The sequence below is a fragment of the Pseudomonas oryzihabitans NBRC 102199 genome, assembly GCF_000730625.1.
Taxonomy (GTDB): domain Bacteria; phylum Pseudomonadota; class Gammaproteobacteria; order Pseudomonadales; family Pseudomonadaceae; genus Chryseomonas; species Chryseomonas oryzihabitans.
The window spans coordinates 227,440-249,256 of the sequence record NZ_BBIT01000009.1; the positions used below are offsets into that span (position 1 = coordinate 227,440).

Here is a 21,817-nt window from a genome sequence, read left to right on the forward strand (position 1 = left end):
GCGCCGTTAGACGCTAGCGTTCAACCGAGGCCGCTCCCTGAGCGGCCTCGCTGTTTTCCACCCCGGCACAAGGAAGCCCCATGCCCTCCCCCTTTCGCGTCGCCCTGATCGGTTACGGCTTCGTCGGTCAGACTTTTCATGGCCCCCTGCTGAGCTCCATCCCTGGGCTCTCCCTGGAGCTGGTGGCCTCACGGGATGCCGCACGTGTGCAGGCCGATCTGCCCGGGGTGCGCGTCACCGCGGATTACCTGGCGGCCGTGAGGGATCCGGCCATCGACCTGGTGGTGATCGCCTCACCCAACCAGACCCATGCGCCTCTCGCCAGCGCCGCCCTGGCCGCCGGCAAGCACGTGGTGGTCGACAAGCCCTTTACCGTGACCCTGGCCGAAGCTCGGCAACTGGTCGAGGAAGCCGAACAGGCCGGCCGGTTGCTGTCGGTGTTCCAGAATCGTCGCTGGGACAGCGATTTCCTCGGCTTGCAGGCAGTCCTGGCCAGCGGCGCCCTGGGTGAGTTGACCAGCCTGGAATCCCGTATCGAGCGCTTTCGTCCCGAGGTGCGGACGCGCTGGCGCGAAGCCGCGCTGCCCGGCAGTGGCCTCTGGTTCGATCTCGGTCCCCATCTGCTGGATCAGGCGCTCTGCCTGTTCGGCCTGCCCGAGCGCCTGCAGGCGCAGCTGGTGCGGCAACGACCCGGCGCCCTCACCGACGACTGGTTCCAGGTGCAGCTGGACTACGGCGCTCGCCAGGTGACCCTGAGAGCCGGGATGCTGGCCGCCGGTGGCGTGCCGCGCTTTCTAGCGCAGGGCACCGCGGCCAGCTGGATCAAGCAAGGCGCGGATCGTCAGGAGGACGCGCTCAAGGCCGGCGTACGCCCCGGTGGTCCCGACTGGGGCCAGGATCCGGATCCTGGCTGGCTGATCGAGGCCAGCGGCGAGCGCCAGGCCCTGCCGACGCCGGCGGGCGATCACCGTCGCTACTACCTCGCCTTGGTCGAAGCCCTCGCCGGTCGCGCCGGCAATCCCGTCAGCCCGGCCCAGGCTTGCGCCCTCATGGCCCTGCTGGAAGCGGCGCAGCGTTCCTCGGCGGAAGGTCGGGCGCTGATGCCCGAACTCAGCGCGGCGGAACGCGCGGCCTACTGACCGGCCACCCACTGCGGGCGCCGTCCGGCCAGGCGCTCGCCCAGCTGGCGCAGGGTGCGCGACAGGCGGCGCTCGATCCACTCGTAGCTGGCCCAGGCCAGCAGCAGGATCACCGGCAGGCAGACCATCAGGGTCTGGTAGGGACTGAATCCCCACTGCTGGTGCAGCCAGTAGTCGCCCAGCCAGAGCACGATCACGTGCACCAGATAGACCGAATAGGACCAGTCCCCCAGCGCCTTGCACAGCCGCGAGCCGGCGAACCAGGGTTCGAGGATCACGCAGGCGCCGACCAGTACCGCACTGGGCACGCCCCAGGTCAGCAGGCGCCAGGGATGATCGGCGGGAAAAGCCACCAGGCAGGTCAGTGCCGCCAGGGCCGCCACCAGAGCCAGGGGTTTGGGTCCGCGCAGGGCGCCACGGCGATAGAGCGCCGCCAGGCTCACGCCTAGCAGGAATTCGAAGATGATCGGATTGCGATAGAAGCTGCTGACAAAGGACTCGCGGGCCAGCACCAGGCTGACCAGGATTACCAGCAGGCTGACCATCCCGATGCGCCAGCGCTCGGCCACACCAAAGGACAGGGCGAACAGCAGGTAGAACAGCATCTCGAAGTTGAGCGTCCAGCCCACCGGCAGGATCGGATAGTGGCCGAAGCCCGCCGGATTCTCGCTGGGAATGAAGAACAGCGAAAGCAGCAGTTCGCGCGCGGCGACGCCATAGATGGGCATCACGTCGCTGGCGAGATAGAGGATCAGCGCCGTCACCGCGGTGTACAGCCAATAGGCCGGGACGATGCGGGCGATGCGATGCCAGAGGAAGGTACTGCGCCTGAGCGGTCGGCCCGCGGTGGACAGGTGGATCACGAAGCCGCTGAGCACGAAGAAGATGTCGACCCCGACCTGTCCCCGGGTGGAGAGCAGATGGCCACCGAGGCTGTCGGCGTGGAAATCGAAGAACACCTGCATGAAGTGATGAAAGACCACCAGCCAGGCGGCCAGGGCCCTGAGAGCCTGCAGTGAAACCAGCATCGTAGAACCTTTCCCTCCTCATCCCGCCAGGCACGACCCAGCGCTGCGCCGTCATTGTGGACGGCACGGGCTGCTGGGGCGTTCGTGGGAAAAGGCTGGATTGCGCCGGTTCACAGGCTGAACAGCTCGATGCCCGACCCGTTCAGCGGCAGTTCAGGCGGCTGACCTCATTGCAGGCTGAACCGCCAGGCGCGATGGATCTTGGGATTGCGCGCGAAATCCGGATCCAGGGTGCTGGCGCTGATCTCTTCGACGCGATAGCGCTCGGCGAGACTCGCATCCAGTTCGAACTTGCGGAAGTTGTTGGAGAAATACAGCACGCCGTTGCGACTCAGGTGGGCCATGGCCGAGTCGAGCAGGGCGACGTGATCGCGCTGGACGTCGAACACCCCTTCCAGGCGCTTGGAGTTGGAGAAGGTCGGCGGGTCGACGAAGATCAGATCGTATTCGCCGCGATCGTTTTCCAGCCAGTGCAGGACATCGCCCTGTTCCAGGCGGTGCCGCTCGGAAAAGCCGTTGAGCGCCAGGTTGCGCCGGGCCCAGTCCAGGTAGGTGCGCGAGAGGTCGACGCTGGTGGTGCTGCGTGCACCGCCCACTGCCGCCTGCACCGTGGCGGCGCCGGTGTAGCAGAACAGATTGAGGAAACGCTTGCCCTGGGCTTCCTGGCGCAGCCGCAGACGCAGCGGACGGTGATCGAGGAACAGCCCGGTATCCAGGTAGTCGGTGAGGTTGACCAGCAGCTTGGCGCCCGCTTCTTCCACCTGCAGGAATTCACCCTGGGCGGCCTGGCGTTCGTACTGCTTGGTGCCGCTCTGCCGCTCACGGCGCTTGACCACCACCAGTGACGGATCGATGTTCAACGCCTGGGGAATGGCGGCCAGGGCGTCGAGCAGGCGCGCCTGGGCCTTGTCCGGGTCGATGGAGCGCGGCGGTGCGTATTCCTGCACGTGCACGCGATCGCCGTAGAGATCCACCGCCACCGCGTACTCGGGCATGTCGGCGTCATACAGGCGATAGCACTGCACGCCCTGGCTGCGGGCCCACTTGCCGAGCTGCTTGAGATTCTTCTGCAGCCGATTGGCGAACATCTGCCCGCCTTCGCTGAGCTTGGCCGGCTCCGCCGCCTGGGCATTGGCCGGGCGTTCGCCACTGCGACTGCCGGTGACGAACTGGCGGGTCTCCACCTCGAACATCAGCAGCTTGCAGGGCAAGGCGCCATTCCAGAAGGCGTATTGCTTGTGACTGCGGATGCCCATGCGCTTGCCCAGCTCGGGCGCGCCGGTAAAGACCCCTGCACGCCAGCCCAGGCAGGCCTGGCGCAGGCGCTCGCCAAGATTCTGGTAGAGGTACAGCAGGCTGGCTTCGTCACCCAGGCGCTCGCCATAGGGCGGGTTGCAGATCACCAGGCCGGTCTGGCCCTTGTCCGGACGCGGCTCGAAGCTGGCGACCTCGCCCTGGTAGACCCTGATCCACTCGGACAGCCCGGCCCGCTCGATGTTGTTGCGCGCCGGCTGGATCAGCCGCGGATCGGCTTCGTAGCCGCGAATCCAGGCCGGCGTCCTGGCCAGGCCCGCAGTGGCTCGCGCTTCAGCCTCCTGGTGCAGTTGCTGCCAGAGGGCGGGCACATGGCCCAGCCAGCCGGAAAAGCCCCAGCGCTCGCGGCGCAGGTTGGGGGCGATGTCCGCCGCCATCAAGCCGGCCTCGACCAGGAAGGTGCCCACCCCGCACATGGGGTCGGCCAGGGCGCCACCGGCCGCGGCCAGGGCCGGCCAGCCCGCACGGATCAGCACCGCGGCCGCCAGGTTTTCCTTGAGCGGCGCCGCGCCCTGCTGCAGGCGATAACCGCGCTGGTGCAGGCTCTGACCGGAGAGATCCAGCGAGAGGATGGCCTGGCCGCGCTCCAGGTGCAGGTGGACGCGCAGATCCGGAGCAACCTTGTCCACCGTGGGCCGCTGCCCGGTGCGCTCGCGCAGGCGGTCGACGATGGCGTCCTTGACCTTGAGGGCACCGAAATGGGTGTTGTCGATGCCCGCGCCCTGGCCGCTGAAGCCCACCGCCAGGGTGCCGGTGGGCGCCAGGTGTTCTTCCCATTCCACCCCGTGCACGCCCAGGTACAGCCCCTGGGGGTCTTCCACCGGGAAGCGCGCCAGCACCAGCAGCACCCGGTTGGCCAGGCGCGACCAGAGGCATAGGCGGTAGGCATCCGCGAGACTGGCCTCGCCGCGCACCGCCGCGGTCTGGCTGCGGGCCTCCTGCAAGCCGAGGCCCTGGGCCTCTTCCAGCAGCAGGGTCTCGAGTCCCTTGGGACAGGTGAGGATGAGTTGTTGCATCGCGGACATCGTTGAATCCATAGGTTAGCGCAAGGAACTTTCTGCCTTTGGTCGGATTGACCGATGAGGACAGCCCCTTGCGTGAAAGTTTGACTGCGTCTCAACAAGCCGCAGTGACGGCATTCCAGCGGCGGTTTATCGCCATTTCATTTCGATTTGATTACGGCTTATAGCTAAAAGGTCGTTCCCAGCCAGAGCGCCATTGGTTAGTAATTGACCACCCGCAGCGCGAAGGTGCGGGGCGGATGTCAGGACGCCGGCTCTGGCATCCAGGCCTGCAACGGGCCATGGACAATCTGCAAGTCAACCTACGAGGGCACTACCCTATGAGAAGACTCAAGCGTGATCCAATGGAACGAGCTTTCCAGCGTGGTTATCAGCACGGCATCGTGGGCAAATCGCGGGACCTCTGCCCCTTCACCCAGGACGCCGTCCGGCAGGCCTGGCTCAATGGCTGGCGTGAGGGCCGTAGCGACCAATGGGACGGCTACGTAGGCACCGCCGGTCTTCAACGCATGAATCAACTTCAAGCCGTAGGCTAATTCGATTTCACTAGCGGAAGCCCAGGGCTTCCCATAGCGTTCTGGTTGTTTTCCAGTCAGATCCTCTCCCAGGATCAGGGACCCGGTCCCACGGGGGCTCCCAGCGAGCCCCCTCCCCCTCAGGGGCGCGCTGCCGCGATGGCATCCACGGCTTCGCGGATCAAGGCCGGTCCGCGATAGATGAAGCCGCTGTAGAGCTGCACCAGACTGGCACCCGCCGCGATCTTCTCCGCCGCATCCTCGCCCGACAGGATCCCGCCCGCCGCGATGATCGGCAGCCGACCACCCAGCTCGCCGGCCAGCACCCGCACCACATGGGTGCTCTTCTCGCGTACCGGGGCGCCCGACAGACCGCCGGCCTCGGCGGCATAGGGCAGATTCTCCACCCCTTCGCGACCCAGGGTGGTGTTGGTGGCGATGATGGCGTCCATCCCGGCATCGCGGATCGCCTGGGCGGTCAGCACGATCTCTTCATCGGTCAGGTCCGGGGCGATCTTGATGGCGATGGGCACGCGGCGGCCATGCTGGACCGCCAGGTCTTCCTGGCGCTGGCGCAGGGCTTCCAGCAGGCTCTTGAGCGCGTCGCCGAATTGCAGGCTGCGCAGGCCGGGCGTATTGGGCGAGCTGACGTTCACCGTGATGTAGCTGGCATGGGCATAGACCCGGTCCAGCCCAATCAGGTAGTCGTCCACCGCCCGCTCCACCGGAGTAGTGGCATTCTTGCCGATGTTGATCCCCAGTACGCCCCGGAAGCGGGCGGCCTTGACCCGTTCGATCAGCGCATCCACGCCCGCATTGTTGAAACCCATGCGGTTGATGATGGCGTCGGCCTGCTCCAGGCGGAACAGCCGCGGCTTGGGATTGCCCGGCTGCGGCCGCGGCGTCACGGTACCGATCTCGATGAAGCCGAAACCCAGGCCGGCAAAGCCGTCGATGGCGGCGCCGTTCTTGTCGAGTCCGGCGGCCAGGCCCACCGGATTGGGAAACTCCAGGCCCATGACCTGGACCGGTAGCCGACCCGGCCGCCGGCCGAGCCCGGTCAGGCCCAGACGACCCGCGGCACCGATCAGGTCCAGCGCCAGATCGTGCGATCCTTCGGGAGACATTTTGAAGAGCAGAGGACGGAGCGCGTCGTACATGGCGGACTCACAGGCGATTCGGAAAGCGCGCATTATACAGGCTTGCCACCGGCCATACGTCGCTCGCTCCGGAGGCGAACGGTCACTCGCACAAAAGATCCTACCTTTCGGGAATCATTTGACGATAGCGCGGTCTTTCCCACGCTAGACTCGGTCGTGCAGTTCCTATCCGCCCCGGAGACCTCATGAGCAACAGTGCCAACCTCCTGGGCAGCCCCTGGTCTTCGCTGGCCTTGCATCTGCATCCCTCCCTGGCCAGCCGCCGGATCCAGCGTTGCCTGGAACGCCTGGCCGACGCCTTCGTCCCCTTGCCCGCGCCTACCGACAGCCTTTGGTGGGATGAAGGCCATCCGCTGCACCTGTTGCTCGGCTTGCCCCGCGCCGCCCTGTCCGGACCGACCCAGGAGATCAAGGGCCACGCCCATGCCCTGCTCAGTCAGTTGGTGGTCGCCGATACGCTGCAAGCCGCCGCCCTCGACCTGCGTGCCATCGATGGCCTCTGCCAGCGCCTCGGCGACAGCACGCTCGATACGGCGGTACAGCTGGAGGAACTGGCCGCCCTGCCCGCAGCGCGCGAGCAGGTGCGGATCATCGGCTATCGGGATTTCCAGGCGGCGCTCTATCGCACCTTGCCGAACCTGTCTGCGGAACAGCCCCTGCGTCTGCGCCAGGCCAGCTGGCGAGGTACCCGACTGTTCCTGGAAAACGATACGGCCACCACCCTCGCCTTCGCCAGCATCATCGCCTACGCCCGCATCCGCGGGATCGCCGTGGAGGTGCCGGCGCAGATCCAGTGCCTGCGCCTGGATCCGGCGGCCATCGACCGCCTGCAGGAGGCTTTCGCAGTCTATGCCCTGCCCAATGCGGTCTGGAACCACCCCGACTTCATCCAGGTGCTGCTGGGCCTGAAGCTCGACTATGCGCGCCTGCCACTGCCCGCCCCGGGCCAGGATCTGGAGTGGTTGCTGCTGCCCAGCGAGCTGGCGAGTACCCGGGTCCTCAGCGAGATTCTCGAACGCCTGGGCGCTGCCGAGGTGATCGGCTACCTGCAGGCGCTCTAGAGACCGCTCAGGGGGCGGCTACCGCCGGCGCATGTCGCTGCCCCGCCGCCAGAAAGACCTCGAAGGCTAGCCGCTGGCCGGCCAGCATCGCCGGATGCAGGCGCGCATCGCTGCCCGCCTCGTCCAGACGCTGCAGAAAGCCTGGCCAGGCGCCCTTGGGCGGCACGTGGCCCAGATAGGCCCGGGCGTCGCGCACCGCCTCGTCGGGACTCTCGCCGGCATGGCGATCCAGCATTCGCGACCCCAGCCGAGACCCTTCGAGGACATAGGCCACCCCCCAGCACTCGCCTTCGTCGAGCAGGCGCTCGAGGATGACGGGTTCGGGCTGCTCGGCGGCCAGGCGCTGCAGATCCTCTGCCAGCACCCCGGTGCGGCGACGCTCCGCCCAGTCGGGCAGCAGGCGCTGGATGCCGGAGCGCTCCAGCAGGTCTTCCAGACCGATCAGGGCCTGGGCATGGGCCTGCAGAAAGGCGGTGTAATGCAGCCGGGTCTGCAGCGCATAGCGGCCAAAGGTCGCATCGACCTGCTCGTGCAGGGCACCGCCCTCGGCGCGCAACATTTCACGGATGGAGGACACGCAAATACCTCAAGTTGGCGCCGGCCTTCAGAGCGGCGAAGGCTGGGGCTTCTCGCCGCGCAGGGCGGCCTGCAGCCGGGCTGCCAGGTCGGCCTCGCGAAAGGGCTTGGGAACGATGAAGGATTGTTCGGGATCGAGTTCGCCCAGTTCGGCATAGCCGGTGATGAAGACCACCGGCAACTGCGGCAGCCGCTTGCGCACCTGGCGGGCCAGTTCGGCACCGTTCATGCCGGGCATGGCGAAATCGGCCAGCAGCAGATCGATCTGGGGATCGCGCTCCAGCGCACTCAGGGCGGCGAAGCCATTGCTGGCCTCCACCACCTGATAGCCGAGATCGGCCAGCAGCGCGGCGGTCACGTTGCGTACCGCGTGGTCGTCGTCGACCAGCAGGATGCGGCGCTCGGCGGCCTGCTCGTCGCGCCCCAGGGCCGGTAGCCCGATCGGATCCTGGGCATCCTCCGCCTCGGTACGCGGCAGATAGACCAGCACCGTGGTGCCACTGCCCATCTGCGTCTCGATGCGGACCCCGCCACCGGACTGCTTGGCGAAGCCGAACACCTGGGCCAGGCCCAGACCGGAGCCCTTGCCCACCTCCTTGGTGGTGAAGAAGGGTTCGAAGGCCTTGGCCAGCACCTCTTCGCTCATCCCGGTACCGGAATCCTGCACCGCCAGCAGCACGTATTCGCCCGGTTCGGGTTCCTCGGGACGCTGCGGCGGCTCGCTGATGGTCTGGTTGGAGGTGCTCAGGCGCAGGGTGCCGCCGACCGCCATGGCATCCCGGGCATTGATCGCCAGGTTGAGGATGATGAGTTCGATCTGGGTCGGGTCGACCAGGGCGTGCCAGCAATCGGCGCGCAGGTGGGTCTCGATCCAGACACTGCCGCCCATGGTACTGCGCAGCAGCTCGAGCATGCCCTCGACGGTTTCATTGAGCTTGACCGGCTTGGGCGCCAGCCGCTGGCGACGGGAAAAGGCCAGCAGCTGGGCGGTGAGCTTGGCGCCCCGCTCGCCCGCTTCGCGGATGTTCTGCACCCGTCCCTGGGTCTTGTCGCTGGCCGCCAGGCGCGTCAGGTCGCGCTCGAGGAAGCTGGCGCTGCTGAGCACCACGGTGAGCAGGTTGTTGAAGTCATGGGCCACGCCCGCCGTGAGCTGACCCACGGCTTCCAGCCGCTGCATCTGCTGCAGGGTCGCCTCGACCCGCTCGCGCTCGTCGATCTGCTCGCGCAGCTGGCGGTTCGCTGCAGCCAGCTCTTCCATCGCCAGGACTTCCGAGGAGATGTCGCGCCCGGAGCAATAGGTCATGCCGGCATCCGGTACCGCCGTCCAGGAAATCCAGCGATAGCTGCCGTCACGATGGCGGATGCGGTTGACGAAGCGCTGGCTGGTCGCGCCGGTGGCCAGCTGCTTGAGTTCGTTGTCGGTGATGAAGCGCTCGTCGGGATGCACCAGCGCCAGCAGCGAGGAGTCCAGCAACTCCACCCGCGACCAGCCCAGGTTTTCTTCCCAGGCCGGGTTGAGCGCCACCAGGGTGCCATCGGGCTTGCACACCAGCAGCAGATCGCGGGTGAGGTCCCAGGTCCGATCGCGCTCCCGGGTACGTTCTTCGACGCGCTCGCCGAGACTGACGTTGAGCCGCTCGAGCTTTTCCGCGGCATCGCGCTGCTGGGTGATGTCGAGCATCACGCCCAGAAAGCGGGTGCAGACGCCGGCGTCGAAGAAGGGCTGGCCGCGGGTCTCGACCCAGCGCTGGGCGCCGTTGTCCAGGCGAATGCGGTATTCGCTGCGATAGTCGTCGTCGCGCTCATCGGCGCTCGCCTGGCGGACCGTATGCAGAAAGCGCTCGAGGCCATCGCTGCCGCACAGCCGTTCGAAGACCTCGAGATCGACCACCGCATCGGCCGGCAGCCCGAACATGGCCTTGCAGCGCTCATCCCAGACCAGGGTACGACTGGCCGGCAAATACTCCCACATGCCCAGCCGGGAGGCGTCCATGGCCAGGCGCGACCTGACCTCCAGGCTGTGCAGGGCTTCTTCGGCGCGGCGCCGCTCGCGGCGCTCGTGCACCACCAGCAATGCCCGCTCGACCGCCTTGGCCAGGAGCTCCATGCTCTGCTTGAGCACATAGTCGTTGGCGCCCAGGCGCATCATCTCCACGGCGTGCACTTCACCGAAGATGCCCGAGACGAAGATGAAAGGCGTTTCCGGCGCCAGCGCCCGCGCCACGCGCAGGGCCTCGGCACCGGAGAAGCCCGGCAGGATGATGTCGGAAAGGATGATGTCGTAGGTCTGCTGGCTCAGGGCCAGGGTGAGACCGGTACGCTCGTAGACGATCTTGGATTGCAGCTCGAAGCCGTGCCTTTCCAGCTCGATCAGGATCAGCTCGGCGTCGAGCTTGCTGTCCTCTACCAGGAGGATCTTGATCTGTTTCGAGAGGGGCATAAACGGACGTCGGCCTTGGATCTGTTCGCTCAGGGGAGCCGGGTCGCGCATATCTGCCGGTCGCGGATGACTGGATACGGATGCACTTATTTTCACTCGCTAACGGCCAATGCGCCTGGCGACACGGCGCGATCCTGGCGGCGGCTCGTTGAGTACGGCCCAGAACACGCCGAGGTCACTGATCGCGGCAACGAAATCACGGAATTCGACCGGCTTGACCACGTAGGCGTTCACGCCCAGTTCGTAGGCCTTTTCCAGATCGGGCTCCTCCCGCGACGACGTCAGCATGACCACGGGGATACTGCACAGCTCCGGGGTACCACGCACCAGGTCCAGCACCTCGAGGCCATCGACCTTGGGCAGCTTGAGATCCAGCAGCATCACGGCGGGATTGCCCGGCTCGCGATCGGCATAGGGCTCGCGGCGCAACAGGTAATCGACCGCCTCGGCGCCGTCACGCAGGACCACGACATCGTTGGCCAACTGGCTGCGCTCCAGAGCCACCAGGGTGAGCTCCAGATCGTGCGGATTGTCTTCGACCAGCACAATGGGTTTGAGCATGAATAGAACTACCTTTTGTGTACCGGCGACGGTCGTTGTTTGGGAAGGGCGAAATAGAAGGTCGCGCCCTCGCCTATGGCACCCTCGGCCCAGACGCGACCGTCATGGCGCTCGATGATGCGTCTGACACTGGCCAGACCGATGCCGACCCCTTCGAACTCATCGGCATGGTGCAGGCGCTGGAAGACGCCGAACAGCTTGCCCACATAATCCATGTTGAAACCGACGCCGTTGTCCCGGACAAAGATGATGTCCTCGGAATCGCTCGGCAAGGTGCCGATCTCGATCACCGCCGGCTCTTCGTAGCGACTGTATTTGATGGCATTGGCCAGCAGATTGCGCAAGGCGAGATGGACGAAGGCGGCATCGGCGATGACGACAGGCAGGGGGCCGATGTGCCACTCCACCTGCCGCTCGGCATAGTCCGGCGCCATCTCTTCGCGGATGGCTTCCACCAGGGCGGTGAGATTGACGTCGGAATAGCGGATCGCGGCCCGCCCCATCTGCGAGAAGCTCAGCAGGTTGTCCACCAGGCTGCCGGCGAAGCGTGCCGACGAACCGATGTTCTCCAGGAAGCGCCGCCCCCGGTCCGACAGCTTGCCACCCTCGATGTCGCCAAGCAGCTCGGCATAGCCGGCGATGTGGCGCAGCGGCGCCCGCAGGTCGTGGGACACGCTGTAGGAAAAGGCCGCCAGTTCCTTGTTGCTGCGCTGCAGCTCCTCGGCCAGCTCGGCCATCTCCTCGGCCTTGCGCAGGACGATCCCGCGCACCGCGTTGCGCAATTCGATGGCGCTTTCCAGCTCCAGCGGCGACCAGGGTAGCGACAGCCCGCGCACCGTCTCCTGCCAGAGCACGAAACTCTGCCGCGGCGACAGGCGCCCGTCGCTGCCTTCCTGCTTGGTCGGCCGGCCGGCCCAGTTGACCACCTGCACCAGCTCGCTGCGGAACCAGATCAGGTAGTGTGAATGCAATTCGGAAATGGGGACGGCGAGCACCCCGGCCGCATGCTGGGCCAGTTGGGGGAGCTCGGCGATGTCCTTGGCCAGGTTGTCGGTGACGAAGTGGTCCTTGACGTTGACCGACAGCCACTCGACCAGGCTGTCCACCACCTCGCGCGGCGGTACCTGGCCGATCAGCTCGGTCCCGTCGGAGGAGATGATGGCGGCGCCCTGCGCCCGGGCGAAATCCAGGAAGACCTGCGGCAGCTCCAATAGTCCCTGGCAGACGCTGTCGCGGTCGGCCATGGTCGAGAGCATCTGCACCATGGATTGGCGCAGCGCCAGCCGGCGATCGGATTCCGCATGGGTCTCGGCGGCATCGATCTGCAGCGACAGCACCCGGCCGAACAGCTCGCAGGCGGTACGCGTCTGGAAGGACACCCGCTGGGGTTGACGGTCATGGCAGAGCACCAGGCCCCAGAGGCGATCACCGACCACGATGGAGATGGACATGGACGCCAGGGTGCCCATGTTCCTCATGTACTGCAGGTGCACCGGCGACACGCTGCGCAGCTGCGCGAAGCTGAGATCCAGCGGCTGCCCGGTCAGCGGATTGGTCTGCGGCTGCAACGGCGAGGGCTGGTAGTAGGCGTTGCCGATCACCCGGATGCGGTTGGCCAGGTACAGGCGACGCGCCTGGGCGGGAATGTCCGAAGCGGGAAATCTCAGGCCCAGATAGCTGGGTACCCCGGGATCGCACTCCTCGGCCAGCACCTGCCCATGACCGTCCTCGTCGAATCGATAGATCATGGTGTGGTCGAAACCGGAAATACGCTTGGCTTCGCGCACCGCGAGCTTGGCGATGGCGTCGACGGTTTCGGCCTGATGCAGCTGTTCGATGAACACCCGCACCATGGGGTAGAGGGTATTGAGACCGAGACGGCTGTCCACCGGCGCCTCGAATTCGACGATCAGCACCCCGCCGAAACGGTGCATGAACAGCGCGAAGGTCTGCTGCCGCGGTCCCAGGGTCACATCGCCCTGATAGATGGGGTTCTGCTCTTCCTGGGTCAGGGCACCGAGCATGGCCGGCAGATCCCGTTCCGGCAGCAATTCGCCGAGGGTGCGACCCAGCACCTCCTCCACGGCGACCCCGAGGTACTCGCGGACGTTGGCACTGGCCTGGACGATGCGCAGAGCCGGCTCTTCCACGGCGAACAGGAAGCCATGTTCCTGGATACTGCCGGGAATATGGATCGGCTCGTTGGCGCAATCGGCCAGAGCGTCGGGCTGCGTCTTGGAGGGTGACTCGAGCGCCAAACCGGGAACCTCATGTGATCGGAAAGAAGCGCAGGGAAAGCGGTGCGCCGAAACGGAAACAAAGGTCATTCAGACTATCAGACCCTGGGCAGGAGGCGAAGCGAAACGGCGCGCAGCCTGGAGAGCGACATGCGCGGCGACACTGTCTCGCCGCGGGTTGGAATCTTCTCCGCCGGCCTTCGGTCGGAGCTGGTTTAGCCCCAGGATCCTGCCCATGTCCTTGCGCCGCGCCCTCCCCCTGGCCGCCCTGCTGCTGAGTCCGCTCAGTCAGGCCGAGCCCCTCTACGGCGAACGTCTCGAAGGCTTCGACTACGACTATCCGGTCAAGACCTTCAGCTTCGACTCCCAGCGCCAACCGTTGGAAATGGCCTATCTCGACGTCGCGCCGAGCGGAAAACCGAACGGCCGGACCCTGGTGCTGTTGCACGGCAAGAACTTCTGCGCCGGCACCTGGGCGCAGAGCATCCAGGTGCTGAGCGCTGCCGGCTATCGGATCGTGGCCCCGGACCAGATCGGTTTCTGCAAATCCAGCAAGCCAGCCCACTATCAGTACAGCTTCCAGCAGCTGGCCGCCAATACCCGGGCGCTGCTCGACCACCTGGGCATCGCCCGGGCGACCCTGATCGGCCATTCGACCGGCGGCATGCTCGCGACCCGCTACGCCCTGCTCTATCCCGACGCCACCGAACAGCTGGTGCTGGTCAACCCCATTGGCCTCGAGGACTGGAAGGCCCTGGGCGTACCCTATCGCAGCGTCGACCAGTGGTACGCCCGGGAGCTGAAGACCTCCGCCGACGGCATCCGCGACTACGAGCGCAGCACCTACTACGCCGGCCAGTGGTCCCCGGCCTACGAACGCTGGGTGACGATGCTCGCCGGTCTCAACAACGGCCCCGGCAAGGAAAGGGTCGCCTGGAACTCGGCCCTGATCTACGACATGATCTACAGCCAACCGGTGGTCTACGAATTCGCCCGACTGCGCATGCCCACCCTGCTCATGATCGGCCAGCGAGATACCACCGCCATCGGCAAGGACGCCGCGCCGGCCGCCATCAAGGCGCAGCTGGGTCATTATCCCGAACTGGGCAAGGCGGCAGCGCGGCGCATCCCCCGGGCGACCCTGGTGGAATTCGAGGACCTGGGCCACGCGCCCCAGATGCAGGCACCGGAGCGCTTTCACCAGGCCCTGCTGCAGGGGCTGAGCGCCCTCAAGGCATCCTCGACGCAGCCCCAGCCCTGATCGAATCCGAACGATGAAAAAAAGCGGCGTACCCGAGGGTACGCCGCTTTTTTTCATGCCCTGAGAGACGACGCTGCCCACGAACGCCATTCGTGGGCAGCGCCTGCCTCAGGCGCTGCTGCTGGCCAGATCCGCCAGTTCACGACTGGCGACGCTGTACATCGCATAGTCCTGACCGCTGGCATTGCGCAGATCCACCAGCAGACCCCGCCAGCGCTCCACGGCTGCCCGATGGCGCTCCAGCCACAGCGAGAGCCGCGCTTCCGGATCGCTCGGCGCCTCGCTCAGGTTGAGCATGGCGATGGTGATGGTGCGCTGCTGCACATCCACCTCGTCGCGGAAGGCCTCGCGCGCCAGGGCCTGCCAGGCATTGGCCACCGGCAGCTGGTTGAGCTGTTGCTGGTACCAGGCCAGGTCCAGCACATCACCCGCGGCGAACCAGGTAGCCGCCACTTCCAGCGGATCCTGGGCGGTGACCTCCGCCGCCTGGATGACCGGCAGCAGGGTATAGATGTGGTTGGTCCCGGCGACGACCCGCGCCAGCAGCTCGGGTACGCCCGCCTCGGTATAGGCGCGGAAGCGCTCTTCCCAGTCCTGGCGCGGCTCGCCCTGCAGCAGTTCGTCCAGACGCACCCCCAGGGCGGCGATGCGCGGCCCGAAGAAGGCCGCCACGGCGCCGGCGTCCAGGCCGCTGCGATGGCTGCGCAGGAACCAGCGGGTCGCCCGCCGGCCCAGTCGCATTAGTTCGCTCATCAGGCGCAGCTGCAACTCCGCCGGCACCTGATGATCCAGGGCTTCCACCTGACGCCACCAGTGCGGCAGATGCAGGACGTCGCGCATCACCACATAGGCGCGGGCGACATCGGCCGCGCTCATGCCGGTGGATTCGCACAGGCGCTGCACGAAGGTGATGCCCATGTGGTTGATCAGGTCGTTGGCGATCTGGTTGGCGACGATCTCGCGCTTCAGGCGATGGCGCGCCATGGCTTCGGGGAACTGCTCGGTCAGGCGCTGCGGGAAGGCGCCCTGCATGTCCCGGGCGAGGTATTCGTCGTCCGGCACCGAAGAGGCCAGCAGTTGCTCCTTGAGGTCGATCTTGCTGTAGGAGATCAGCACTGACAGCTCGGCCCGGGTCAGTCCCTGTTCCTTGGCGGCGCGCTCGGCGAGCACCTCGTCGCTGGGCAGGAATTCGAGGGTGCGATCCAGCTTGCCACGCCCTTCGAGGTCGACGATCAGCCGCTGGTATTCGGCCAGGTGCGTCCGCGCCCGGTATTCCGCCAGCGACAGGGCACCGGTCTGCATGTAGTTGTTGGCGACCACCAGTTCGCCGACCTCGTCGGTCATCTCGCCCATCAGCGTGTTGCGCTGCTTGACGGTCATGTCGCCGGCGGAGACCACGTCACCCAAGAGGATCTTGATGTTGACCTCGTGGTCGGAGCAGTCCACGCCGCCGGCGTTGTCGATGAAGTCGGTGTTGCAGGCGCCGCCGTGCAGGCCGAATTCCACCCGCGCCAGCTGACTCATGCCCAGGTTGCCACCCTCGCCGATGACCTTGGCGCGCAGGTCGCAGCCGTCCACGCGCAGGGCGTCGTTGGCCTTGTCGCCGATGTCCGCATGGCTTTCGAAGCTGGCCTTGACGTAGGTGCCGATACCGCCGTTCCAGATCAGATCCACCGGCGCCTTGAGCAGGGCGTTGATCAGCTCGTTGGGCGTCAGGTGATCGGCCTGGAGATCGAAGCGCGCCTTCATCTCGGGACTGATGGCGATGCGCTTGGCACTGCGCGGGAAGATGCCACCACCCTGGGAGATCAGGCTGGCGTCATAGTCGGTCCAGCTCGACCGCGGCAGGTTGAACAGCCGTTCGCGCTCGACATAGCTGCGCTCGGCGTCCGGATTGGGATCGATGAAGATGTGCAGGTGGTTGAAGGCCGCCACCAGCTCCAGGCTGCGCGAACGCAGTAGGCCGTTGCCGAAGACGTCGCCGGCCATGTCGCCGATGCCCACCACGGTGACCGGATCGGTCTGGACGTCGATGCCGCGCTCACGGAAGTGGCGCTGCACGCTGACCCAGGCGCCCCGCGAGGTGATGCCCATCTTCTTGTGGTCGTAACCCGCCGAACCACCGGAGGCGAAGGCGTCGTCGAGCCAGAAGCCATAGTCCTGGGCGATGCCGTTGGCGATGTCGGAGAAGGTCGCGGTGCCCTTGTCGGCGGCCACCACCAGATAGGGGTCGTCGCCGTCGTAGCGCACCACGGCAGCCGGCGGGACCACTTCACCGTCTTTCAGGTTGTCGGTGATGTCCAGCAGACCGCTGATGAAGATGCGGTAGCAGGCGATGGCCTCGGCCTGGATGTCGTCGCGGGAGCCGCCGGTGGGCAGACGCCGTGGCACGAAGCCACCCTTGGCGCCCACGGGGACGATCACCGAGTTCTTGACCTGCTGCGCCTTGACCAGGCCCAGCACCTCGGTGCGGTAGTCTTCCTCGCGATCCGACCAGCGCAGGCCGCCGCGGGCGACGTTGCCGAATCTCAGGTGCACCCCTTCCACGCGCGGGCTGTAGACGAAGATCTCGTAGCGCGGCACCGGGCGCGGCAGCTCGGGAATGGCCTTGGGATCGAGCTTGAAGCTGAAATAGGCCTTGGGCTTGCCAGCGGCGTCGGTCTGGAAGACGTTGGTTCTCAGGGTCGCCTTGATCAGGTCCAGGTAGCGCCGCAGGATGCGGTCCTCGTTGAGCACCGCGACATCGTCGAGGGCACTGAGGATGGCCTGCTCCAGGCGCTGCTGCTTGTCGTCCAGGTCTTCGCTGGTCATACGCCGCGCCAGGTAGAACTTCATGCGGAACAGCCGCACCAGTTCCCGGGCGATGTCGACGTGGGCGTTGAGGGTGGCGGCGATGTAGCCGATGTCGAAGCCGATGCGGATCTGCTTGAGGTAGCGCGCATAGGCGCGCAGCACCGCGACGTCCCGCCAGGGCAGCCCGGCGGTCAGCACCAGGCGGTTGAAGCTGTCGTTTTCCGCCTGCCCATCCACCACCTGGACGAAGGCGTCCTGGAAGGTGTCGTTGAGTTGCTGCAGATCCAGCTCCAGGCCGGCCACGGTGGTGAAGGCGAAGTCATGGATCCAGTAGCGGCGGCCATTGCGATGGCGCAGCTCGTAGGGAAATTCGCCGAGCACGCGCAGCCCGAGGTTTTCCAGGATCGGCAGGACGTCCGACAGCGCCAGGGGCGTATCGGCGTGATAGAGCTTGCAGTGCAGGATGTTGTCGCCGGTCTGGGTCAGCGGCTGATAGAAGCCCATGGCCAGACGGCGCTCGTCGCTGAGCGCCAACAGGTGGCGCATGTCTACCACGGCCAGGTGCGGCGCGAAGCGCTCGCGATAGCCGGCCGGGAAGCCCAGCGGATAGTCGGCGAGGATGGAGGTGCCCTGGGCTTCGCCGAAGCTGTCCACCATCAGGCTGGCGAAGTCGTCCTTCCAGCTGCGGCAGGCCTGCACCATTTCCTGTTCCAGGCGCGCCGGATCGACATCCTGCGGCTGTAGGGGATCGACGCGCAGGATGAACTGCACCCGCGCCAGCACGGACTCGGAGAAGAAGGTCCAGAATTCGCAGTCGGTGCCATGCAGGCGATCCATGAGGATCTGCTGCATGCGCTGGCGCACTTCGGTGGAATAGATGTCGCGCGGCACATAGGCCAGGCAATAGAAGAACTGGCCATAGGGATCGCGGCGCAGGAAGACGCGCACCTTGCTGCGCTCCTGGATCTGCACGATGGCCATGGCGGTGCTGAACAGGTCGTCCACCGGAGTCTGGAACAGATCGTCCCGCGGCAACCCTTCGAGGACCTGGGCCAGTTCCTTGCCCAGGTGGGCGCTGCTGTCGAAATCGGCGCGGCGACGCACCTCGTCGACCTTGCGGCGGATATAGGGAATCTCGCGCACGCTGTCGTTGTAGACGCTGGAGGTGTAGAGACCCATGAAGCGGTGCTCGCGCACCACCCGGCCAGTGGCGTCCACTTCGCGCAGGGAAACGAAATCAGGATAGGCCGGGCGATGCACCCGGCTCGGGTCGGCCGCCTTGGCGAAGGACAGCAGCACCGGTTCGCGCAGATAGCGCAGCGGCTCACCGGACAGGGTGATCTCGGCGGTCTCGGGGCGACCGCGCAGGCGCCGCGACAGGCCGAGCAGGGAGTCGGGCACATAGCGTTGCACCGCGGTCTCGCCGTCGCCTTCGACGGTGAATTCCTCGTAGCCGAGGAAGGTGAATCTGTCGTCGCGCAGCCAGTCGAGGAAGGCCTTGACCTCGGCCAGTTCGCCCTCCTCCACACCGGCCGGACGCCGATCCAGCCAGTTCAGCAGGTCGGCGACCTTGGCCTTCATGGCGGCATAGTCGCCGACGGTCAGGCGCACCTCACCGAGGATCTCCTGCAGCGCCGCCTCCAGGGTGCGCAACTCGCTGGTTGCGGCACAGCGGTCGATCTCGAGGAACATCAGGGCTTCGCGGGTCACCCCTTCGCCCTGCTGGCCCTTGGGCAGCAACTCGAGTAGACGACCCTGGGCATCCCGGCGCACGCTGAGGACGCTGTTCTGCAGGGTATGGACACTGTAGCCCTGGCGATTGAGCTCCATGCGCACCGAGTCGACCAAGAACGGCGAATCGGCGTGCAGCACCTCGACCACGGTGTGGCTCGATTGCCAGCCGTGTCGTTCGTAATCCGGATTAAAGACCTGAACCCGCGGCTCGGAGGGATCGAAGACATCCAGCAGACGCCAGGCCGACAGCACGCAGCCGACCAGATCGGAGAGCCGACGCTGAGTGAGTTCTTCCAGCGGGACGATGCCGAAGAACTGGGCGGTGAAGCGCTCCAGCTGTTCGAGGGTATTCCCTTCGACATGGGCCGCGAGGGCATTCTTGAGTTGTTGTTGGAAATCCGCTTGGCTGGCAGCGGTGAAAAACGCCATAACCGTACTCCGTCCTGAAGGTGCTGTGGGCTTCGCTCCGCAGAGGACAGGCCTCTCCCGGAGCGAGTTCCACAGGGGACGAGGCCGGACTGCACCAAAAAAGTGCAAAGATGCAGTGCGGCTAGAGTAGCCAACAAAGACAGCTATGCACGTACGTCAGGGCGACAACAAGATTCAGCTGCGGAACGGATCTCAATAGTGCGGTGGCGGCGCCTCGTCCGGCAGACCACCGCCACCCGAACTCTGCAGCTCGGCCTGGCGCTCGGCCAGGACGCGAATCTGGGCCGCGTAGCGATCCAGCGCCCGCTGCTGCTCGACGATGATGTCGTTGAGGGTCTGAATGGTGTCGTCCTGGAAGGCCTGGCGCATTTCCAGGTCGGCGATACGGTCTTCAAGGGTCATGCCTGTGTCTCCTCCGCGAGCAGCACCCGCCAGCGTTCCGCTGCGGCATGGCCGGCTTCCGCGGTATGGGGCTCGCGTGGCGAGTGCCCCCATACCGGGCCGGGCCAGGCCGGATCGCCCTCCTGCCGCAACAGGACGTGCAGGTGCAATTGCCTGACGACGTTGCCCAGAGCACCGATGTTCAATTTTAGATCCGGCTGCGCGTGGCGCAACACCTGGGCAACAAGTGTCACCTCTCGCCACAGTTGTGCCTGATCCTGGGGTGACAGGTCGAGGATCTCGGTAACACTTTCGCGCCGGGGTACCAGCACCAGCCAGTCATAGCGCCTGTCGTTCAGCAGCAATACCTGACACAGCGTCAAGGACGCCACTTCCAGGGTATCTCCGGCCAGCCGTGGGTCTATTTGGAACATCTCATCTCCTGCCAACACCTGTCGGCACTAAAAGTGTGCACAGCTTTGTGCAAGTGAAACCTTTGGTGTCACAAAGGTGCAACCAACCATTCCGAAACTGCCCATTGCTCGGGAAGCGGAGCAGCGATAGACAGGCGGGCTCAGGGATTGAGCGTTTGTGCACGCTTTTTGCTATCACGATCCGGGTACGACGATCGGACGGGAACTCTTAAAGAGCTTTCTTAAGAGTCACGGTTAATCCGCTCATCACACGCAAAATTTTGATGAAGCCTATCGCCCCTCCGAGAGAGGTGCTATATGTGCCGCCATTAGAACAAACAGCCACGGCTGACACGATGGCTGACTTTCAACCCAAAGGAGCATTTCTGATGCAAGCGATGAAGTGGAGCATTCTCGCCCTGGCCGTAGCCGCAGGGACCACTCAACTGGCTTTCGCCGACCAGCAGTCCGAATCCAAGGGCTTTGTCGAGGACAGCAAGCTGACCCTGCTGAACCGTAACTACTACTTCAACCGGGATCTCAAGAACGGCGCCAACGATCGTAAAGATTGGAGCCATGGCTTCCTGATGAACTACGCATCGGGCTTCACCCAGGGCACCGTGGGTGTCGGTGTGGACGCCTTCGGCTACCTGGGTCTGAAACTGGACGGCGGCCGCGGCCACGTCGGCTCCGGCAACCTGCAGATCGACAGCGACGGTCGCAACAAGGACGAGTACTCCACCGCTGGCGCCGCCGTCAAACTGCGCGTCTCCAACACCGTCCTGAAGTACGGCAACGTGCAGCCCACCTCCCCGGTCTTCGCCGTGGGTGGCAGCCGTCTGTTCCCGCAGACCGCTACCGGCTTCATGCTGACCAGCGAAGAAATCGCGAACCTGTTCCTGGAAGCGGGTCACATCACCGCTGCCCGTGACCGCACCAACACCTACCACGACGGCAACATGGGCGCGGCTTACGCTCCTGCGTTTACCACCAGTTCCGCCGATTACCTGGGTGGCAAGTACAAGATCAACGATCAACTGAACGCGTCGCTGTATTACGGCCGTCTGGAAGATCTGTGGAACCAGTACTACGCCAACGTCAACTTCGTGCAGCCGCTGGCAGCCAACCAGGCGCTGACCTTCGACTTCAACTACTACTACACCAAGGACGCTGGCAGCGCCAAGCTGGGCGACTTCACCAACAACGCCTACTCGCTGGCCGCCGCCTACAGCATCGATGCCCACACCTTCACCCTGGCCTACCAGGGCGTGAGCAGCGACTCGCCGTTCGACTACGTCGGCGTGGGTGGCAAGGGTGCTGGCACCGGCAACGGTGGCGACAGTATCTTCCTGGCCAACTCCATCCAGTACTCCGACTTCAACGCCTCCGGCGAGAAGTCCTGGCAGGCGCGCTACGACCTGAACATGGCGACCCTGGGCGTACCCGGCCTGAGCTTCATGGCCCGCTACATCTACGGTCACGACATCGACGCGCCCAAGGGCAGCACCGCCTACGCCGGCCTGTATCAGGATGGCGACAAAGAGCGCGAGACCAACGTCGAAGCCAAGTACGTCCTGCAGAGCGGCCCGGCCAAGGACCTGTCCTTCCGCGTCCGTCAAGCCTGGCACCGTGGCGACGCCAGCACCGGCGGCACCGTCAACGAGTTCCGTCTGATCACCGAGTACCCGCTGAACATCCTCTAATAGAGGCCAGCGTCACTCGCACGATCCAGCAGCCCGGCATACGCCGGGCT

Annotated in this window: 15 protein-coding genes; 5 read left to right on the forward strand and 10 right to left on the reverse strand. The window is 65.6% G+C overall.

Annotation, left to right across the window (positions count from 1 at the left end):
- Positions 1-80 precede the first annotated feature (80 nt).
- The gene (locus POR01S_RS11445) at positions 81-1,139 is read left to right on the forward strand and encodes an oxidoreductase (protein WP_042135901.1); all 1,059 of its coding nucleotides are present in this window, start codon (positions 81-83) and stop codon (positions 1,137-1,139) included.
- On the opposite strand, the gene POR01S_RS11450 is transcribed toward POR01S_RS11445, so the two are convergent.
- Together POR01S_RS11450 and rlmKL are read right to left on the reverse strand one after the other, a co-directional pair.
- Positions 1,133-2,167 (reverse strand): acyltransferase family protein, encoded by a 1,035-nt coding sequence (locus tag POR01S_RS11450; protein ID WP_042135903.1) that lies wholly within the window; start codon positions 2,165-2,167, stop codon positions 1,133-1,135. The genes POR01S_RS11445 and POR01S_RS11450 overlap by 7 nt on opposite strands.
- A 167-nt stretch (positions 2,168-2,334) precedes the next feature.
- Positions 2,335-4,506, reverse strand: coding sequence for a bifunctional 23S rRNA (guanine(2069)-N(7))-methyltransferase RlmK/23S rRNA (guanine(2445)-N(2))-methyltransferase RlmL (gene rlmKL / locus POR01S_RS11455; RefSeq protein ID WP_042135905.1), 2,172 nt, complete (start codon positions 4,504-4,506; stop codon positions 2,335-2,337).
- Between the two features lie 317 nt (positions 4,507-4,823).
- On the opposite strand from rlmKL, the gene rmf reads away from it, so the two are divergent.
- Entirely contained in the window at positions 4,824-5,039 is a 216-nt protein-coding gene (gene rmf, locus POR01S_RS11460) for a ribosome modulation factor (protein ID WP_007159291.1), read from the forward strand.
- A gap of 119 nt (positions 5,040-5,158) precedes the next feature.
- On the opposite strand, the gene POR01S_RS11465 is transcribed toward rmf, so the two are convergent.
- Complete coding sequence (locus POR01S_RS11465) at positions 5,159-6,178, reverse strand: quinone-dependent dihydroorotate dehydrogenase (protein ID WP_007159292.1); 1,020 nt, start codon at positions 6,176-6,178, stop codon at positions 5,159-5,161.
- Between the two features lie 185 nt (positions 6,179-6,363).
- Here POR01S_RS11465 and POR01S_RS11470 point away from each other — a divergent pair, with 185 nt between their 5' ends.
- Positions 6,364-7,239, forward strand: coding sequence for a DUF6685 family protein (locus POR01S_RS11470; protein ID WP_042135907.1), 876 nt, complete (start codon positions 6,364-6,366; stop codon positions 7,237-7,239).
- Between the two features lie 7 nt (positions 7,240-7,246).
- Here the strand turns inward: POR01S_RS11470 and POR01S_RS11475 are convergent, their stop codons facing one another.
- From POR01S_RS11475 to POR01S_RS11490, 4 genes are all read right to left on the reverse strand, one after another.
- A complete protein-coding gene (locus POR01S_RS11475) occupies positions 7,247-7,816 on the reverse strand; it encodes a biliverdin-producing heme oxygenase (RefSeq protein ID WP_169742422.1) in 570 nt (189 codons plus the stop codon).
- A gap of 27 nt (positions 7,817-7,843) precedes the next feature.
- On the reverse strand, positions 7,844-10,255 hold the full coding sequence (locus POR01S_RS11480; RefSeq protein ID WP_027602659.1) for a PAS domain-containing hybrid sensor histidine kinase/response regulator: 2,412 nt from the start codon (positions 10,253-10,255) through the stop codon (positions 7,844-7,846).
- A 99-nt stretch (positions 10,256-10,354) separates the two neighbouring features.
- Complete coding sequence (locus tag POR01S_RS11485; protein WP_007159296.1) at positions 10,355-10,816, reverse strand: response regulator; 462 nt, start codon at positions 10,814-10,816, stop codon at positions 10,355-10,357.
- 8 nt (positions 10,817-10,824) lie between these two features.
- Positions 10,825-13,074: an ATP-binding protein gene (locus POR01S_RS11490; protein ID WP_042135911.1), complete on the reverse strand. Its 2,250-nt coding sequence runs from the start codon at positions 13,072-13,074 to the stop codon at positions 10,825-10,827.
- Between the two features lie 214 nt (positions 13,075-13,288).
- Here POR01S_RS11490 and POR01S_RS11495 point away from each other — a divergent pair, with 214 nt between their 5' ends.
- On the forward strand, positions 13,289-14,314 hold the full coding sequence (locus POR01S_RS11495; RefSeq protein WP_042135912.1) for an alpha/beta fold hydrolase: 1,026 nt from the start codon (positions 13,289-13,291) through the stop codon (positions 14,312-14,314).
- Positions 14,315-14,422: 108 nt separating this feature from the next.
- Here POR01S_RS11495 and POR01S_RS11500 read toward each other — a convergent pair whose 3' ends face one another.
- The 3 genes from POR01S_RS11500 to POR01S_RS11510 form a co-directional block, all read right to left on the reverse strand.
- Positions 14,423-19,270: an NAD-glutamate dehydrogenase gene (locus POR01S_RS11500; RefSeq protein WP_042135914.1), complete on the reverse strand. Its 4,848-nt coding sequence runs from the start codon at positions 19,268-19,270 to the stop codon at positions 14,423-14,425.
- Between the two features lie 192 nt (positions 19,271-19,462).
- The gene (locus tag POR01S_RS11505) at positions 19,463-19,672 is read right to left on the reverse strand and encodes a SlyX family protein (protein ID WP_042135916.1); all 210 of its coding nucleotides are present in this window, start codon (positions 19,670-19,672) and stop codon (positions 19,463-19,465) included.
- The gene (locus POR01S_RS11510; protein WP_042135918.1) at positions 19,669-20,085 is read right to left on the reverse strand and encodes an HIT domain-containing protein; all 417 of its coding nucleotides are present in this window, start codon (positions 20,083-20,085) and stop codon (positions 19,669-19,671) included. Before POR01S_RS11510 ends, POR01S_RS11505 begins: the two co-directional genes overlap by 4 nt.
- 368 nt (positions 20,086-20,453) lie before the next feature.
- On the opposite strand from POR01S_RS11510, the gene POR01S_RS11515 reads away from it, so the two are divergent.
- Positions 20,454-21,767, forward strand: a complete 1,314-nt coding sequence (locus POR01S_RS11515) for an OprD family porin (protein ID WP_042135920.1) — start codon at positions 20,454-20,456, stop codon at positions 21,765-21,767.
- Positions 21,768-21,817 lie beyond the last annotated feature (50 nt).

Excerpts from the sequence above, each read along its gene's own strand:
- POR01S_RS11445 (WP_042135901.1), top strand. The coding sequence starts at position 81 with ATGCCCTCCCCCTTTCGCGTCGCCCTGATCGGTTACGGCTTCGTCGGT.
- POR01S_RS11450 (WP_042135903.1), bottom strand. The coding sequence starts at position 2,167 with ATGCTGGTTTCACTGCAGGCTCTCAGGGCCCTGGCCGCCTGGCTGGTG.
- rlmKL (WP_042135905.1), bottom strand. The coding sequence starts at position 4,506 with ATGTCCGCGATGCAACAACTCATCCTCACCTGTCCCAAGGGACTCGAG.
- rmf (WP_007159291.1), top strand. The coding sequence starts at position 4,824 with ATGAGAAGACTCAAGCGTGATCCAATGGAACGAGCTTTCCAGCGTGGT.
- POR01S_RS11465 (WP_007159292.1), bottom strand. The coding sequence starts at position 6,178 with ATGTACGACGCGCTCCGTCCTCTGCTCTTCAAAATGTCTCCCGAAGGA.
- POR01S_RS11470 (WP_042135907.1), top strand. The coding sequence starts at position 6,364 with ATGAGCAACAGTGCCAACCTCCTGGGCAGCCCCTGGTCTTCGCTGGCC.
- POR01S_RS11480 (WP_027602659.1), bottom strand. The coding sequence starts at position 10,255 with ATGCCCCTCTCGAAACAGATCAAGATCCTCCTGGTAGAGGACAGCAAG.
- POR01S_RS11485 (WP_007159296.1), bottom strand. The coding sequence starts at position 10,816 with ATGCTCAAACCCATTGTGCTGGTCGAAGACAATCCGCACGATCTGGAG.
- POR01S_RS11495 (WP_042135912.1), top strand. The coding sequence starts at position 13,289 with ATGTCCTTGCGCCGCGCCCTCCCCCTGGCCGCCCTGCTGCTGAGTCCG.
- POR01S_RS11500 (WP_042135914.1), bottom strand. The coding sequence starts at position 19,270 with ATGGCGTTTTTCACCGCTGCCAGCCAAGCGGATTTCCAACAACAACTC.
- POR01S_RS11505 (WP_042135916.1), bottom strand. The coding sequence starts at position 19,672 with ATGACCCTTGAAGACCGTATCGCCGACCTGGAAATGCGCCAGGCCTTC.
- POR01S_RS11510 (WP_042135918.1), bottom strand. The coding sequence starts at position 20,085 with ATGTTCCAAATAGACCCACGGCTGGCCGGAGATACCCTGGAAGTGGCG.
- POR01S_RS11515 (WP_042135920.1), top strand. The coding sequence starts at position 20,454 with ATGCAAGCGATGAAGTGGAGCATTCTCGCCCTGGCCGTAGCCGCAGGG.